Source organism: Collinsella tanakaei (assembly GCF_016902615.1).
Lineage (GTDB): Bacteria > Actinomycetota > Coriobacteriia > Coriobacteriales > Coriobacteriaceae > Collinsella > Collinsella tanakaei_A.
This window is the reverse complement of record NZ_JACJMB010000008.1, coordinates 19,101-34,143: the sequence shown is the minus strand read 5'-3', so window position 1 is coordinate 34,143 and position 15,043 is coordinate 19,101. Positions and strand designations below refer to the sequence as shown.

General features: G+C 65.1%; 15 protein-coding genes and 1 pseudogene. 4 read left to right on the top strand and 12 right to left on the bottom strand.

Annotated elements, in window-relative coordinates; all coding sequences use genetic code 11:
* Positions 1–49 precede the first annotated feature (49 nt).
* Both H6A21_RS11280 and H6A21_RS04235 read left to right on the top strand, forming a co-directional pair.
* A pseudogene (locus H6A21_RS11280) lies at positions 50–169 on the top strand (zinc-ribbon domain-containing protein); the annotation flags it as partial.
* A gap of 189 nt (positions 170–358) precedes the next feature.
* Positions 359–2,287: a DUF4163 domain-containing protein gene (locus H6A21_RS04235; RefSeq protein WP_239462650.1), complete on the top strand. Its 1,929-nt coding sequence runs from the start codon at positions 359–361 to the stop codon at positions 2,285–2,287.
* 115 nt (positions 2,288–2,402) lie between these two features.
* On the opposite strand, the gene H6A21_RS04230 is transcribed toward H6A21_RS04235, so the two are convergent.
* The 10 genes from H6A21_RS04230 to H6A21_RS04185 all read right to left on the bottom strand — a co-directional run bounded on the left by H6A21_RS04230 (position 2,403) and on the right by H6A21_RS04185 (position 11,459).
* Positions 2,403–5,003: a DNA topoisomerase I gene (locus H6A21_RS04230; RefSeq protein WP_204560591.1), complete on the bottom strand. Its 2,601-nt coding sequence runs from the start codon at positions 5,001–5,003 to the stop codon at positions 2,403–2,405.
* 134 nt (positions 5,004–5,137) lie between these two features.
* Positions 5,138–5,812 carry a hydrogenase nickel incorporation protein HypB gene (gene hypB / locus H6A21_RS04225; RefSeq protein ID WP_204560589.1) on the bottom strand — a complete coding sequence of 225 codons (675 nt, stop codon included), beginning with the start codon at positions 5,810–5,812 and terminating at the stop codon, positions 5,138–5,140.
* A gap of 31 nt (positions 5,813–5,843) precedes the next feature.
* Positions 5,844–6,206: a hydrogenase maturation nickel metallochaperone HypA gene (locus tag H6A21_RS04220; protein WP_204560588.1), complete on the bottom strand. Its 363-nt coding sequence runs from the start codon at positions 6,204–6,206 to the stop codon at positions 5,844–5,846.
* A gap of 3 nt (positions 6,207–6,209) precedes the next feature.
* On the bottom strand, positions 6,210–7,001 hold the full coding sequence (gene tatC, locus H6A21_RS04215) for a twin-arginine translocase subunit TatC (RefSeq protein ID WP_204560586.1): 792 nt from the start codon (positions 6,999–7,001) through the stop codon (positions 6,210–6,212).
* Positions 7,001–7,651 (bottom strand): twin-arginine translocase TatA/TatE family subunit, encoded by a 651-nt coding sequence (locus tag H6A21_RS04210; protein ID WP_204560585.1) that lies wholly within the window; start codon positions 7,649–7,651, stop codon positions 7,001–7,003. Before H6A21_RS04210 ends, tatC begins: the two co-directional genes overlap by 1 nt.
* A 165-nt stretch (positions 7,652–7,816) precedes the next feature.
* Positions 7,817–8,131 carry an STAS domain-containing protein gene (locus H6A21_RS04205; protein ID WP_204560583.1) on the bottom strand — a complete coding sequence of 105 codons (315 nt, stop codon included), beginning with the start codon at positions 8,129–8,131 and terminating at the stop codon, positions 7,817–7,819.
* Positions 8,132–8,191: 60 nt separating this feature from the next.
* Entirely contained in the window at positions 8,192–8,884 is a 693-nt protein-coding gene (locus H6A21_RS04200) for a tetratricopeptide repeat protein (protein ID WP_204560582.1), read from the bottom strand.
* A gap of 36 nt (positions 8,885–8,920) precedes the next feature.
* A complete protein-coding gene (locus tag H6A21_RS04195) occupies positions 8,921–9,325 on the bottom strand; it encodes a hypothetical protein (RefSeq protein WP_204560580.1) in 405 nt (134 codons plus the stop codon).
* Positions 9,326–9,467: 142 nt separating this feature from the next.
* The gene (locus H6A21_RS04190; protein WP_204560578.1) at positions 9,468–10,175 is read right to left on the bottom strand and encodes a ubiquinone/menaquinone biosynthesis methyltransferase; all 708 of its coding nucleotides are present in this window, start codon (positions 10,173–10,175) and stop codon (positions 9,468–9,470) included.
* Positions 10,176–11,459, bottom strand: coding sequence for an aminotransferase class I/II-fold pyridoxal phosphate-dependent enzyme (locus tag H6A21_RS04185; protein WP_204560576.1), 1,284 nt, complete (start codon positions 11,457–11,459; stop codon positions 10,176–10,178).
* Between the two features lie 203 nt (positions 11,460–11,662).
* Between H6A21_RS04185 and H6A21_RS04180 the strand changes: the two genes are divergently transcribed.
* Together H6A21_RS04180 and H6A21_RS04175 are read left to right on the top strand one after the other, a co-directional pair.
* Positions 11,663–11,917, top strand: a complete 255-nt coding sequence (locus H6A21_RS04180; RefSeq protein WP_204560574.1) for a hypothetical protein — start codon at positions 11,663–11,665, stop codon at positions 11,915–11,917.
* Between the two features lie 31 nt (positions 11,918–11,948).
* Positions 11,949–12,365 carry a hypothetical protein gene (locus H6A21_RS04175; RefSeq protein WP_204560572.1) on the top strand — a complete coding sequence of 139 codons (417 nt, stop codon included), beginning with the start codon at positions 11,949–11,951 and terminating at the stop codon, positions 12,363–12,365.
* A 29-nt stretch (positions 12,366–12,394) separates the two neighbouring features.
* Here the strand turns inward: H6A21_RS04175 and nhaA are convergent, their stop codons facing one another.
* Entirely contained in the window at positions 12,395–13,810 is a 1,416-nt protein-coding gene (gene nhaA, locus H6A21_RS04170) for a Na+/H+ antiporter NhaA (RefSeq protein ID WP_204560570.1), read from the bottom strand.
* A 258-nt stretch (positions 13,811–14,068) separates the two neighbouring features.
* Positions 14,069–14,995, bottom strand: coding sequence for a DHH family phosphoesterase (locus H6A21_RS04165; RefSeq protein WP_204560568.1), 927 nt, complete (start codon positions 14,993–14,995; stop codon positions 14,069–14,071).
* Positions 14,996–15,043: the final 48 nt, after the last annotated feature.

Sequence of the window (15,043 nt, the reverse complement as noted above, 5' to 3'; positions counted from 1 at the left end):
TGCACCTTGTATACACCGAGTCGCGCCAGCACAAAGCCCCACATCGCCTATGATGGAGCTGACCCCCTCAGGGTCCATCTATCCCATGGGACGGGAGGACGCGATGTTTTGCACCAACTGCGGTAATGAGCTGAAGCCGGGCATGCGCTTCTGCACGAGATGCGGCGCCCCGGTTGCGCATCCGGAACCCGTGCCCATCGAGGCCCCATCTTCCCCGCAAGACGCCCCCCAGCCACACACCGACCCGAAAACCGCCGCCCTCGATCGGTCATCCACAGCGCCCGATCGCACCGTTGATACCACATCTGAGCCACCGAACACGGCGCCACACCCACCCATTCCGCCCGCAACAGCGGATATGCCCGGAGCCCAAACGGCACCCAAGAAGAACCCTCGCCGCGGCGCCATCGTCACCATCGCAGCCATCGTGCTTATCGCCGTCATCGTCGTCGCCTGCATCCTCTTGTTCGGGAAGCATCCAACCGAAGTCCGCTTTGGCCAAGACGAGAGCGTGCCGGTCGCGCGCGCCACGCGCATCATCCCCCACGACGTCGCCGATGAGCCGATCACCCTGTATAGCGCATCGCTCGTCAATCCCGATGCAGGGCAGGATGACCCGCAGTCCAAGCTCGAAACCACCCCGTACTGCTTGAACGTCGACGGCCCGGGAGGCTTCACCATGGCCGACTTCGGCGACGACCTCCCGCAGGGCTCCTATGTCCTCTACATCGTCAACGAGACGACATCCGACGGCACCGGGGACACCAGCGCCTCGCAGGTGCCCCAGCAGCTGCCCCTCGAGTATGAGCCGGACAACCAGGATGCGGAGACTGATATCGTCGTCGCCCCCGATCCCGATGCGGACGCGCAGACGCCCCAGCCGACCGCCTACGAGCTTTATTGGCAGAAGTGCCAGGACTACATCGCGCAAGTGGGCGAGCCCGCGTGGACGACATCTGGCGCTTTGAGCACGAACATGATGACCGGGCTGTGCTTCGCCCAGCTCATCGACTTCAACGGCGACGGCACTGAGGAGCTTGTCGTCGTCTACAACACGCACCCCACCTTTATCGAGGGCGTCGACGGATACCTTGAGCAACAGGTCGATGCGTTCGCCGTCGAAGTCTGGGCCTATCGGGACGGCGCGATCGACCTTGTCTTCAACGAGCCCGGCGTGCTCGAGAAGCTTGATGGCGGTTACGCATGCTTCACGACATACCTGCACGATGGCGTGCTGGAGCTTTCGGCATGCACCTACGGTGAATCGCCCCATGCAGCGGAAGGCCAGCCGAGCATGACCCTGCGCTATTACGCCTTTGACGGCACGACCTTCGCGCCCACCTTGACGCTCGACTACATCTACGAAGACCAGGGGTATCGCTGCTTCCATGACGACAGGGAGATTGACGAGGAGGAGATAGCAGATCTCACCGCTGGCATCGAGCAATCCTCGCGCCATCTTGTGCTCAGCGCCAGGGGCGGCACCGACCAGCTCGACGAGACCCTCGAGCTGACGCAGCAGACGCTCGACTTCCTCCGTGAGGCATCCGGCGCCATCGACCCGGATGCCGAAACGGATGCGGAGTCAGCACCCGCTGCGGGCAGTCCCGCCTACACCGTGCAGGAGCACGAGGAGACCTCATCGCTCGCTTCCTCACAGGGCCCTGGTCTCGAGTTCGACCAGGAGGTCATCTGGCGCTATTCCGAGATCTGCGTCGAGGAAGGAGACGCTCCCGCAGGCGTCGCCGTCATCAACGACTTCCTGCGTACGCGCGTCGAGGAACGGCGGAGGCAGGCGGAAGCCTGGACCTTCGACTCCGGCGAGGAACAGGACCACGGCTATGCGGCCGACATCGTCTCCATCCAGGACGGCGTCGCGTCCGTCCGCACCGATACCTACGGCTTTTACGGTGGCGCGCACGGCACGCGCTTCGTCAGCGGCATGTTCTTCGACCTCGAGACCGGCGAGCAGCTCTCCGCCACCGAGGCACTCGGCATGAGCGAAAACGACCTGCGCGCGGCGACCGTCGACGCCCTCGAGACGTTCTTCTCGACCACCGACGGGCATTTCCTCGATACCGACACCGCTATCGAGGAAACCTCCCGCACCCTGGCCGCCCAGGCGACCGAGAGAAGCTATTACCGCTGCGAGGACGGCATCGTATACGTCCTGGAAGAGGGAACTGCCGGCCCCACCTCCTTCGGCGCCCATGATGTCCTGATCGTCGACAGCAACGGCGCTTCTGCAGGAAGCGACCTCACTCGCGACTCGACGCTCGTCCTGTAACGGCCGTCAAAAGCGTTAACGTGAAGCTGTCCGCCCTGGCCGCGCGTTCTGCGAAACGTTCGCAGGGGACACAGCCAGGGCGGACAGAGCAATGATATCCAGACGAGCGGCGACCCTACTCGGCGACCTTCTTCGTGCTTGAGGCCTTCTTGGCCGTCGTCTTCTTCGTCGACTTCGTTGCGGTCTTCTTCGCGGCAGTCTTCTTGGCAGCCGGCTTCTTCGCAGTCGAGGCGCCCTTGCGCCCGCGGGTCGTCGTCTTCTTCTCCTTGCCCGGGCAGTCCATGTTCACGCAGATGCGCCACGGACCGCGCGCGGTGTGCACCACCACGATCGGCGCGCCGCAATGCTCACAGACCTCACCGGTCGCTTCGAGCTTGCCACGCCCGGGCAGCGGATAGGACACGCCGCACTCCTCGTAGTTCGTGCATCGGATGAAGCGCTTGCCGCTCTTCTCGGACTTGTGCGCAATCAGATCGCCGTGGCGGCCGGCCTCGGCGCAGACCTTGCACTCCCCCACCTTCAGGTCGGGCTCGTAGTTCGTGGGGCACTTGGGGTTCACGCAGATCTCGTAGGCCTTCTGACGGAACGGCTGGCACTTGATGCGCGGCGCTCCGCACTCAGGGCACACGGCAGCCTCGCCCTCGAGCGGGCTTACGCGCACGCCGGAGGGCACGGGATAGGTCACGTCGCAATCGGGCCAGCCCATGCAGCCGATGAAGCTGCCACGGGTCTTGGCGCTCGTCTTCATGACGAGGTCCTTGCCGCACTTGGGGCAGGTACCCACCTTGGCGTCTGCCGTCACGGCGTCCGAGATCGCCTCGCCCAGGTCGTCCTTATGCTCGATAAGCGCATCGAGCATGCCCGCAAGCAGCGCGCGAGAGTGGTAGACCACCTGGTCTTGGGTATCGATGCCCTCGGCCACGTGTGTCATGTCCTCTTCGAGCTCGCTCGTCATATCCGGGGTGGTGATACGCGGCGCGAACTCGTGGAGCGCGTCGATGATCGCCATGCCGAGCTGGCTCGGCTCGATGGGACCGCTCGGCGTGCCCTTGAAGTACTTCACCTGGTAGAGGCGCTCGATGATGCTCGCGCGCGTGGACTTGGTGCCCAGGCCACGCTTCTCCATCTCCTGCACGAGCTTGCCTTGGGAATAGCGCGCCGGCGGCTCGGTCTGCTTTGCCTCGAGCTGCATGTCGCGGATGTCGACGGTATCCCCCTGCTCAAGGGCGGGCAGCTGCTCGTCCTTCTTCAAGCCGAAGGGGTACACGCCGCGAAAGCCCGGGACCTTGAGCACGTCGCCGGATGCTGCAAACGGCTCGCCCGCGACGTCGATCTCGATCTTCGTGCCCTCGATGACGGCAGCGTCGGACAGCGTCGCCAAGAAGCGGCGGGCGATCAGGTTGTAGAGCTTCCACTGCGCGGGCTCAAGCTTCGTGGGGTCCGCAGGCGCCGTGGGATAGATGGGCGGGTGGTCCGTCGTCTCGGTCTTGCCGCGTGTAGCGGTGAGCTTCTCACGCGAGAGCAGCTCGCGGCAGACGGGCGCGTACTGCGGCACCTCCGCGATCGCCTTCACCGTAGCGCGCAGGTCGAGCGAACGCGGGTAGACCGTGTTGTCGACGCGCGGATACGAGATGAGACCGTCCATGTAGAGCGACTCGGCGATGCGCATGGTACGCGCCGGGCTGATGCCTTCGGCGGCCGCCGCGGCCTGCAGCGACGTGGTGTTGAACGGCGCAGGCGGACGCTGGGTGCGGCTTTTCTTGACCACGCTCGTGACAGTGCCCGTACTGGCGCCCTCCACGTGGGAAAACGCGGTGGATGCGGCCTGCTGGTCGGTAAAGCGCCCCTGGGTATGCGTGATCTTGAAGGCGGCATCGTCATCGGCGCCGGCGGGACGCGCCTCGCCGGAGATGACCCAGTAGTCCTCGGGCTTGAAGGCGAGACGCTCGCGCTCGCGCTCAACGACCAGGGCGAGCGTGGGCGTCTGCACGCGACCGGCGGAGCGCACATTGCCGAAGCCGCCGAACTTCGCCATGGTGAGGTAGCGCGTGAGCGCGGCGCCCCAGATGAGGTCGATGTACTGGCGGGACTCGCCAGCGTCCGCCAGGTTCTGGTCGAGCTCCACGAGGTTCGCGAAGGCATGATCGATCTCAGCCTTGGTGAAGGCGGAGTAGCGGGCGCGCGACACGGGCACGTCCGGCGCGACGTCGCGCACCATGGCGAGGGCATCGGAGCCGATCAGCTCGCCCTCGCGGTCGAAGTCCGTGCCGATCACCACGGAGTCGGCCTTCTTCGCGAGGTTCTTGAGCGCGCGGATGATCTCCTTCTCCGCCGGAAGCTTCTCGATGGGCGCCCACACCAGATACGGCAGGCTCGGCACCTTCCAGCCCTTGATGTCGATGCCGTCCTTGAGGAACGGCTTGCGCTTGGACTCATACGGCGGGCGAGCCAGACCGTCCGGCACGTCGGCGGGCAGCATCTCGCCCTCCTGGGAGATGGCATACCAGCCGAGCTTCTTGTCGAACTTGAGCTCGGTGGGGAAATCGGGCGCCAGGATGTGGCCGCGCAGACCGATGGTGACCCACTCCTCACCGTCAACCGTAAAGCGGTAGACAGGGGTGTTGTAGACCTTATCGGCCTTGGGCTTTCCGACCGTGCTGAGCAGACGGGCAATCTGTTGCGCGGCATCGTTTTTCTCTGTGATGACGAGCTTCAAAGCGGCTCCTTACCTATATATGCACCCGCAGCGCACGCCGCAGGCGTCAAAGTCGTGTACCGCAACGTACCACAAGTGAGCCGCACGCGCGAATTATCCGCATCTTCCCAACCGCAAGCCGTCCTGTTCGGCCCTTATCTGCCCATCTGCGCGGCGAGCCACCCCGCCCACGCGTCCATGCCCTCGCCCTTCGTGGCGCTGATCGAAAAGCGCGGGGCCTCAGGGTTCAGGTCGTCGAGCGTACGGTTGTAGCCGTCCATGTCGAAGTCGAATGCCGGCGCGACGTCGATCTTGTTCAGCAGCAGCGCGCCTGCATGCTGGAAGATACCCGGGTACTTGATGGGCTTGTCATCGCCCTCCGGGACGGACAGGATCATGACGGCGAGGTTCTCACCCAAATCGAAGTCGACAGGACACACGAGGTTGCCCACGTTCTCGATGAAGATGACGTCGATGTTGTCGAGGCCGACGCCGGCGTCGAGCGCGTCGATCGCCTGGCTGATCATATTGCCCTCGAGGTGGCACAAGCCGCCCGTGTTGATCTGGATGGCGGGCATGCCCGCCTCCTTCATCTTGACGGCATCCACGTCGCTCGCGATATCGCCCTCGATGACGGCGCAGCGCAGGCCGAAGCGCTCGCGCAGAATCTCGTTCGTGGCGAGGATGGTCGAGCTCTTGCCCGAGCCGGGGCTCGACAACACGTTCACCACATAGGTACGCGTCTTCGCGAAGCGCTCGCGCAGCTCAGAGGCCAGACGCTCATTGCGGCTCAGGATGGAGCTTCCGATCTCCACGGTCTTCTCTGCCATATATCCTCCTTCGGGCACGCGAGGGCGCGCCTCACCCGTCGTCATCCGGGGTTTCGATCTCCATTGACACGATATCCATCTCGCGGCCAGCCAGAAGCACCGTCTGGCCGCTACCGCATTCGGGGCAGCGTAGGTGGAAGCGGTCGTGGGTGAACTCATGCCCACAGCTCACGCACACGCTTTTCGGACGCACGTACTCGACCTGCATCTCGGCCTCAGCCGTCAGCGGGTCGTCTTCGCGAAGGATATCCCAGGCGAAGTCCATCGACTCCTCGTTCACCTCGGCCATGTCACCGATGCGCAGCGATACGGAAACGACGCGCGAGGCACCAGCCTCACGCGCCGTCTTGATCGCTACATCGAGAATTCCGGAAACAAGTCCCAGCTCGTGCATCCGCTACTCATCATCCTCGTCATCGGACATGAACGACAGGCGGCTGCCGTAGAGGCCCTGCTTGCCTTCGCGCGCCACGATCACGATGCGGGTGATGAACAGCGAGATCTCGTACAGGGCGAGCATCGCCGCGTACATGAAGATGAGCGTCACCGGGCTCGCATCCGGCGTCACCGAGGCGGACACGATGAGCATGATGACGTAGATGTAGCGCCATGCCGCGCGGAAGCTCGCGTACGGAACGATATGGAACACCGCGAGGTAGAACACGATGAGCGGCAGCTGGAACGCCACGCCGAAGCCGATCATGAGGAGCATCTCGATGTTGATGTAGTCCTCGAGGCTCGGCAGCACCTCGGCGATGGACATGGTCTCGCCGATCAGCCACTCGAAACCTGCCGGGATGATGATGAAGTAGCTGAAGATCGCGCCGAGGAAGAACAGCGCCACCGAGGCGAGCACCGTGGGGACGACCCACTTGCGCTCATTCGGCTTGAGCGCCGGCAGGAAGAACGCCAGGATCTGCCACACGATCATGGGCGTGCACATGACGACGGCAACCTTGAGCGCGATGTTGAATCGGATGGAGAAACCGCCGAGCGAGGTGGTGATCACGAAGTTCGTGCCCTCGGGCAGCTTCGAGGCGATGGGATCCTTCAGGATGTCGACGATAACCGGCGTGGCGAAGTACATGACGACGGTCGCCACGAGGACGGACACGACAACGATGGTCAGACGGCGCCGCAGCTCACCCAGGTGGTCGAGCAGCGGCATGCGAGCGGGTCCGATCGGCATTAGCGCTCGCCCCCTTCCGTGGTCTTGGCGGTATCGGCGGTCGCATCGCCCTCAACGGTCGCGTCGGCTGCAGCCGCGGGCTCAGCCTTGCGGTGCTTGCGCGGGCGGCGCGCATAGAGGTCCTCGGTGGTGGTCACCTGGGGCTCCTCGGCAGCAGCCTCAGCCGCAGGCGCCGGCGTGTCAGCCGGCTCGGCAGCCGCAGGCTTCTGTGCGGGCGCAGCCTCAGCGGGAGCAGCAGCCGGAGCAGCGGACGCGGTGCCGGCGACCTCATCGGCCTCGGGCGCGGCCTCTGCAGCCTCGCGCTCGGCCTTCTCGGCGGCCAGGCGCGCACGGCGCTCGGCGAACGTCTCCTTGCGGCGCGGGGCGGCCGCAGAGCCAGACGTGGACTCGATATCCGCATCATCATCGTCTGCCGCAGCAGGCGCGGTGCCGGCGGCGGCGCCCTTCTTCGGCTTCGGTGCGTTGGCAGCGGCCGCCATGGGGTCCACAACCTCGGTCTGGACAACGTCGGTCAGTTTCTGCTGCGTCTCGCGGAACTGGCGAAGCGCGCGACCGATCGTGCGCCCCATCTGCGGAAGCTTATCGGGACCGAAGAGCAGGAAGGCGAACACCAAGATGATCACCAGCTCTGTTCCACCGATACTAGGCACGAGCGAACCTCCCGTGGTTTCATCGTCGTTGCCGGCGACATGCCGGACGAATGCTCTCAGAACAACTGTTGCAGTATACCGCGCTCCCACGGCATAGCACAAAGCGCGTACGCGAAATGCGCACGCGCTCGATACCTGCACGAAAAACGCAGCGGAATATGGCTGTTAGGCCTCGGTGATGCCGATCTCGCGGTCGACGCCGAGTAGCTGGGCCACGCGCATGACGTTGGGCTGCGCATTGATGACCTCGAAGCCCTTCTCGTGTTCGGCTGCGTGATGCGCCGCGCCCACGAGAACGCCGATACCGGTCGAGTCGATATACGAGACGTTCGCGAAGTCGAGCGTGATCTTGGCAGTGGGCTGCTCGAGCGCCAAATCGATGCGGTCACGCAGCGCGTCGACGTTCGAGATGTCAACCTCGCCTGCAACGGAAATCAGGTAACGCTCGGGCGTCGGGGTGGTCGTGATTCCAAGATCCATAAGTTCGCTCCTTATCTAGTAGTCGGTTCGTGGGACATCGTTCGGATGGCGGCCGGAACCTTACTCGCCGTCGAGCGCGTCAAGCCGGCCCTGCGCATAGGTGCGCACGCCGAACGCGTCGTCGGCATCGGCCTCGATCGCGCACTCGTAGGCACCCCGGGCGTCGTCCGTACGCCCGGCGTTCTCGTAGAACATGCCAAGATTCGCCCAGGCGGGCCCGAAGCTGTCATCGGCGGCGACGAAGTCCTCGAGCGTCGCGATCGCGCGGTCCGTATCCCCGGTGTAGAAGATGCAGATGGCGCGGTCGACCTCGACGGACTTCGAGTCGGGGTTGTCGGCCAGATAATCATCGTAGCGCGCGATCGCCTGGTTGAAGAGGTCAACGACGTGAGCGTTGTCCTCGTCCGTCTCAGCGACCTGCAGCGCGGCGGCGCCCCAGTCGAAGTAGCCGTTCGCAAGCTTCAGCAGCGCGGAGGGGTTCGAGGGGTCGGCATCGTACTGTGCCTGCAGCTGCTCGACCGTGCCCTCGTAGTTCGCATCGACGTGCGTCATGTCGTGCGCCTCGGAGGATGTCGTGCCGCTTGCACTGCCCTGATTCTGCTGGGCGGCGGCGCCGTCTTGCGCCGTCGTGCTAGACGAGGCGGGCACCAGCGCACCGGAGAAGACGGCGATGGCCAACACCGCGACCACCACGCCCGCCACGATGAGAATCGCGACCTGCATGCGTTTGGTTTGCTGGGCGGAAAACGCCATGTCCTCTCCTTTTGTGTGGAAGGTCTTGCGGATGCCTTAAGAGGCGTCCGCCTCGTCGCCCTCGACGACCGTCGCCGTGCCGTCCTCCTTGATGTCGAGCTGCGGATGGCCCTCGGGCAGCATCTCGCTCGAATCGGTCGTGGAAGACGAATCGCCGTAGGCCTCGAGCGCCTCGTCGCTCTGGACAACCTGCAAGGCGCTGTAGGCCGTCGAGGTGCCGATCAGGTACCCGATGACCACACCCAACACGAGCGCGATCACGGCGATGGCGAGCACCATCCAAAACGGCGGCGGCTCGCGACGACCGGCGTCGGAGGCGCGCGGAGCGTCCTGGGGCGCCGGGGCAGAAGGCTGCGCCTCGGCGGCCTTCTTCTTCGGCGTCGCGGCGGGCGCGGCCTTCTCCATCAATTCCTGCTCGTCGTCGAAAAACTCATCAGACATGCTTCGTACCAATCTTGTATACGTGGACGGCGGGCACGCAGCGCGCCCGCGTCACGCTATTGTACCGAGCCGCCCGGACACGGCAACACCAACCGACCCCTCCGCCGCGAAAAAAGGACGGGCACACGCCCCGCGCTGAAGCCTACTTGACCGCCGTGTACACCGCAGCGATGCCCCCGGTGCAGTTGCGATACGACACCGCGGAAAACCCGGAGCGGCGCAGCTCGTCGCAGATGACCTCCTGCGGCGGAAAGCCCCGAATGGAGTCGCGCAGGTACTCGAAACCCGAGCGGTCGCCGCAGAGCACCCCGCCGATGAGCGGGATCATATGCCCCAGGTACCAACCGTACAGGGCGCGCCAAGGCGCCCAGGGCGGCGTGGCGAACTCGAGCACCACGTAGCGGCCGCCGGGCACGAGCACGCGGGCCGCCTCGCGCATGGCGCGCGTGCGGTCCGAGAAGTTCCTGAGGCCGTAGGCGCAGGTCACCATCGTGAAGCTGCCGTCCGTATACGGCAGGTTGTGGGCATCGACCTCGCGGACGCCCACATCCACGCCGCGGGCGGCGCCGGCGGCGATGCGCTCACGGGCGACCTCGAGCATCTCCGGGGTGAAGTCGGTGAGCTCGATGGATGCGGGCGGGCAGCGGCGCGCCAGCTCGAAGGCGACATCGCCGGTGCCGCCGGCGACATCGAGCACGCGGTCTGCGGGCGTGCAGGCCGCCGCACGGGCGGTACGCGCCAGCCAGCTCCGGTAGATACCGAAGCTGGAGAGCGCATTGAACAGGTCGTAGCGGCGCGCGATGTTCGAGAAGATCTGACGGACACGCGCCGCGTGGGCGTCGGCGACCACCTAGGCGCGCGCCTCGCGGGCGAGCTCGGCGGAGACGAGCTTGACGGCGAGCACGAGCACGTCGAGGGCGCTTGCGAGCTCCTCGACGCTCGGGTAGGTCGGGGCGATGCGGATGTTCGTGTCGTGCGGGTCGTTGCCGCCCGGCCAGGTGGCACCAGCCGGCGTGAGCTTCACGCCCATCTCGGCGCAGAGTGCACCCACGCGCTTCGCCGAGCCCTCGGGGCCGTCGAAGGACACGAAATAGCCGCCGTGCGGATGCGACCAGGTGCCGCACCCGGTGCCGCCCAGGCCCTCGGTGAGCTTCTCCTCGACGCAGGCAAACCGCGGACGCAGGAACTCCGCGTGCTTGCGCATGTGAGCGCGCACGGCGTCGAGCGTCGGCAGGAAGCGGGTGTGCATGAGCTGGTTCAGCTTGTTCGCCGAGATAAGGCCCACCTTCAGGGTGTTGGCGACCTCGACGACGTTAGCCGGCGAGGAACCGAAGAATGCGATGCCCGCACCCGGGAACGTGATCTTGGAGGTCGACGCCACCGCGAGGATGCGGTCCTCGGTACCCGCCTCGCGCGCGAAGTCGAAGATGTTGGCCAGCTGGTCGGGCGTGTCGGTGAAGTCGTGCACTGCGTAGGCGTTATCCCACACGATGCGGAAGTCCGGCGCGGCCTTCATGGTGGCGAGGCGACGGACCGTCTCGTCGGAGTACGTGACGCCCGTGGGGTTGGAGTACTTCGGGACGCAGAACATGCCCTTGATGGAATCGTCGGCGGCGCACAGGCGCTCCACCTCGTCCATGTCGGGACCGGTCTCGGTCATGCGCACCGGGACGTTCTCGATACCCAGGTCCTGTGTGATGCCGAAGTGGCGGTCGTAGCCGGGCGCGGGGCACAGGAACTTCACGTGGTCGAGCTTGCTCCACGGGGTGCAACCGGGCACGCCCTTCTCCCAGTAGTGGATGAGAACGGACTGCATGATGTTCAGGCTCGAGGAGCCGAGCACGATGGTCTGCTCGGCGGGAAGGCCGAGGAACTCACCAGCTAGGCGGCGCGCCGAGGGGATGCCCTCGAAGCAGCCGTAATTCGAGCAGTCGACGCCCCCGTCGGTGAGGTCGGCTTCGCTCGTGAGCAGGTCGAGCATAGGACGGGAGATATCCACCTGGGCGGGCGACGGCTTGCCGCGCGCCATATCGAGCTTCAACCCCTTCGCCTTGACGGCGTCCACCTGGGAGCGCAGGTCGGCGATCGCGGCGTCGAGCTCAGGCGTCTCCATCTTCTCGTACATCGTTTGCATGACGGGCCCTCTTCCCTTTTCGTGTGACCGAGCACGTGTTTCGCAGACGCGAGACCGCGCAGGTCGTTTCACACAGCTTGCATAAGTATACGCGCGCGGCAAAAAAGGTGAACGAGATTACCTGCAGGTATTGCGTCTGGAAACATATCTTCATGCATACCGTGGTACATTGGGGCGAAACGACAACGGTGAGGAGGAGACCCATGAGGCTCGGCTCGTTTCAAGCGGAGGAGTTCGGCGACCTGCAGCGCCTGGTGGACGGCATGTTCATCGGTCGCGAGACCATCGACCGGCTCGACCTCGTCGTCCAGGCGGAGATCTTGGACCTCGGCGACGACCTCATGGAGATCGTCACGCTGCTGCCCCCGGGTGTCTACGACCGCCAACGCCTCTGCGACCAGCTGAACTCGGCGCTCGCCGCCCACGGCTGGGGCTCTACGTACGGAACCGTGGAATAGCTGCACCGCATCGATCGCAAAGGAGAGCTCCATGTCCGATTCCAACCAGAATCGCGAGCGCGAAGAGGCAATCCGCGCCGCCGACTGCGCCCTCGAGCACCTCTATGCCGCGCGCGACGCGCTCGGCTCCGCGAAGAACTGGGGCGTCTTCGATATCGTAGGCGGAGGCTTCTTCTCCACCCTCATCAAGCAAAGCAAGATGTCCGACGCCGAGCGCGAGCTCAACGCGGCGCGCGACGCGCTCTCCGTCTTCGCGCGCGAGCTCGCCGACGTGGAGGGTGCAGGCGGCGTCCATATCGACACGGACGACTTCGCCTCCGCCATCGACCTGTTCTGGGACAACCCCTTCGTCGACCTCTACGTCCAGGGGCGGATCAACGACGCGCGCGACCAGGTCGAAGCGGCCATCGAGCAGGTCGAGTCGGTGCGGCGCATGCTCAGCCGCTGACGGCGGCCCGTCCCTTACCGCTACGCACGCTACTCGCGACAGGCGAAGCGCATGTAGATAAGGCCGATCGCAGCAGACGAAATCGAGCCGGCGAGAATCGCCGTCTTGGAGGCGAGGAGCTCGGCGGGCGCCCCGCCGAACGCGAGGCCGGAGATGAGGATCGACATCGTGAAGCCGATGCCGCCCAGGATGCCCACGCCGACGATATGGCGCCAGCCCACGCCCTGTGGCATCTCGGCGAGTCCCAGCTTGATGAGCGCGCACGTCATGCCAACGATGCCGATCGGCTTGCCGAGCAGCATGCCCAAGTAGGTACCGATGGCGACGGGGTCGAACAGCACCGACGCCGGGTCGACGCCCACCAGGCGCACCTGGGCGTTCACGAAGGCGAACAGCGGCAGGATGATGAAGTTCACCGGGGTGGAGATTGCGTTCTCCAGGCGCTGAAGCGGCGGCGTCACGCGATGCATGATGCGCTCGACCCCGTAGACCGCATGCGTGAAGTCGTGCTGGCCGAGGATATGCGTCTTGTCATCGAAGCGGTCCTCGAGCTCGGGAAGCTTCGCCTGAAGCCAACCGACCAAGCCGCTCGCGTCGATATCGGAGCGCGCCGGGATGGTGAACGCCAGGATGACGCCCGCGAGCGTCGCATGGATCCCGGACTGGTACACGAAAAACCACAGCACGAGGCCCAAGGCAAGATACGGCGCCAGGCGGAAATGACGCCGTACATTCAACGCGATAAGCAGGCAGGTCACCACGGCAGCCGCGGCGAGCCAGCCCAACTGCGGAGTCTGCCCGTAGAACAGGGCGATGGCAACGATGGCGAGCAGGTCGTCCGCGATGGCGAGCGTCGAGAAGAACACCTTGATCGCCGGCGGCACGCGGCTGCCCAGAAGCGACAGCACGCCGAGGGCGAAGGCGATGTCGGTCGCCATCGGAATGGCCCATCCGTAGATGGCGCCATCGCGGTTCACGAACGCGTAGATGCAGGCGGGCGCGATGACGCCGCCCACCGCGGCGAGCATGGGCAGCATCGCCTGGCGGGGGCGCTTGAGCTGCCCCACCGTCATCTCGTATTTGAGTTCGGTTCCCACCAGCAAAAAGAAGATGCCCATGAGGAAGTCGTTCACGAACAGCTCGAACGTGAGCGAGAAGGTCCACCCGCAGATATCGATGGCGACAGGACGCTCGAAGAAGGCGTGGACGGCCTCGTAGGCGTCGGTGTTCGCACAGATGACGGCCGCGACGGCGGCCACAATCATCACGCACGCGGAGATGGTGCCGTTCGAGGTGATGTTCTCGAACGCGCTGCGGTGCTCGAGGCGCAGGCGCTGGCTTTCATTCAGAAGCGGAACGGGTGCGCCGGGCGCATCGAGCGCAAGCGCCTTGCGCTCGACCGCCTTGGTCGATCGCCTGCTCTGTCTGCGCGTATGCTTCGTCATGATACGTCCGGTCCCTTCAGCCGTCAGTCCATCCACACGCCGTGCATCCCAGCGAATGCACGCATCTGTAATAAATTATTATTCACCCATCGGTCTGCGCAAGACCCCGCTTCTTCGGGAGACGCGCGAATTCACAGGCGAACGGAAAGCGTTCCGCCCGCGGTCCTGGGACGCCCGCGGCACGTGCCCGTTTCACGGAAAAGCCCGGCGCCGCAGGTGGCACCGGGCTTGTCAGAAAACGTACTGGAGTCGCTTCCGTTACTCAGCGGCGGCCAGGATCGGCGCAGCGACCTGCTTCTTGCGGGAAAGCACGCCGGGCATCCAGACGCCCTCGGGCACGTCCTCGACGCCGAGGCCCTTCTGGGCGATTTCGGTCTCGCCCTCGAACAGGACCTGGGAGCCCTCCTCCATGATGTCGGTCAGGCACAGCACGATGCCGTCGGCGCCCTTCTCGGCCTGATAGGCGCGCATGGCCTCGCGAATCTCGGGGATCATGCCGAGCGCGCGGGACTTGTCGACCGTCTCGTACTGGCCGATGAGGAGCTTGCTCGCGCCGACCTCGAACTGCTTGATGTCGTTGCCGACCATCTGCTCGGCAGTGAAGGAACCGGACGGACGGGTGAGGAAGACCTCCATACCGAACTTGACGGGGTCGACGCCGAGCTGCTCGCCGAGGCGGGCGGCGACGGCGCGGTCGACATCGGTCGTGGTCGGGCTCTTGAGCATGAGCGTATCGGTCATCATGGCTGCGAGCAGAAGCTTCGCCTGGGTGTCGGTCGGCTGCTGGCCGAAGAGCTCAAAGAGCCTCGCCACGATGCAACAGCTGGAGCCCCAGGGCAGGGCGATGATGTGCAGCGGGGCGGCGGTGGTGAAGCCGCCGAAGCGATGGTGGTCGACGACGCCGACGATCTGGGCGCCCTCGAGACCGGCCACGGACTGGCCCGCCTCGTTGTGGTCGGTGAGGACGACCTGCTGGCCCTCCTCGACGCTCTCGATGAGCACGGGCTCCTCGATGCCCGCGTCGGCGAGGAGCTTCGCGGACTCAGCGGGTAGCGCGCCCAAGCGGCAGGCCTGGTAGGTGTCGCCGTTGTAGTTGACCTGGTTCAGCAGCTGGGACAGGACCACGGCGCTCATGATGGCGTCGTTATCGGGGTTCTGGTGACCGAAGACGAGAACGTTGCTCATGGATACCCTCCAAGACGGTTCACAGGTGTATCAAACGCTGTAATCGTA

Coding starts and splice junctions, on each gene's coding strand:
- H6A21_RS04235 (WP_239462650.1), top strand. CDS start 359: ATGCCCGGAGCCCAAACGGCACCCAAGAAGAACCCTCGCCGCGGCGCC.
- hypB (WP_204560589.1), bottom strand. CDS start 5,812: ATGGCAGAGAAGACCGTGGAGATCGGAAGCTCCATCCTGAGCCGCAAT.
- H6A21_RS04220 (WP_204560588.1), bottom strand. CDS start 6,206: ATGCACGAGCTGGGACTTGTTTCCGGAATTCTCGATGTAGCGATCAAG.
- tatC (WP_204560586.1), bottom strand. CDS start 7,001: ATGCCGATCGGACCCGCTCGCATGCCGCTGCTCGACCACCTGGGTGAG.
- H6A21_RS04205 (WP_204560583.1), bottom strand. CDS start 8,131: ATGGATCTTGGAATCACGACCACCCCGACGCCCGAGCGTTACCTGATT.
- H6A21_RS04200 (WP_204560582.1), bottom strand. CDS start 8,884: ATGGCGTTTTCCGCCCAGCAAACCAAACGCATGCAGGTCGCGATTCTC.
- H6A21_RS04195 (WP_204560580.1), bottom strand. CDS start 9,325: ATGTCTGATGAGTTTTTCGACGACGAGCAGGAATTGATGGAGAAGGCC.
- H6A21_RS04185 (WP_204560576.1), bottom strand. CDS start 11,459: ATGCAAACGATGTACGAGAAGATGGAGACGCCTGAGCTCGACGCCGCG.
- H6A21_RS04180 (WP_204560574.1), top strand. CDS start 11,663: ATGAGGCTCGGCTCGTTTCAAGCGGAGGAGTTCGGCGACCTGCAGCGC.
- H6A21_RS04175 (WP_204560572.1), top strand. CDS start 11,949: ATGTCCGATTCCAACCAGAATCGCGAGCGCGAAGAGGCAATCCGCGCC.
- nhaA (WP_204560570.1), bottom strand. CDS start 13,810: ATGACGAAGCATACGCGCAGACAGAGCAGGCGATCGACCAAGGCGGTC.
- H6A21_RS04165 (WP_204560568.1), bottom strand. CDS start 14,995: ATGAGCAACGTTCTCGTCTTCGGTCACCAGAACCCCGATAACGACGCC.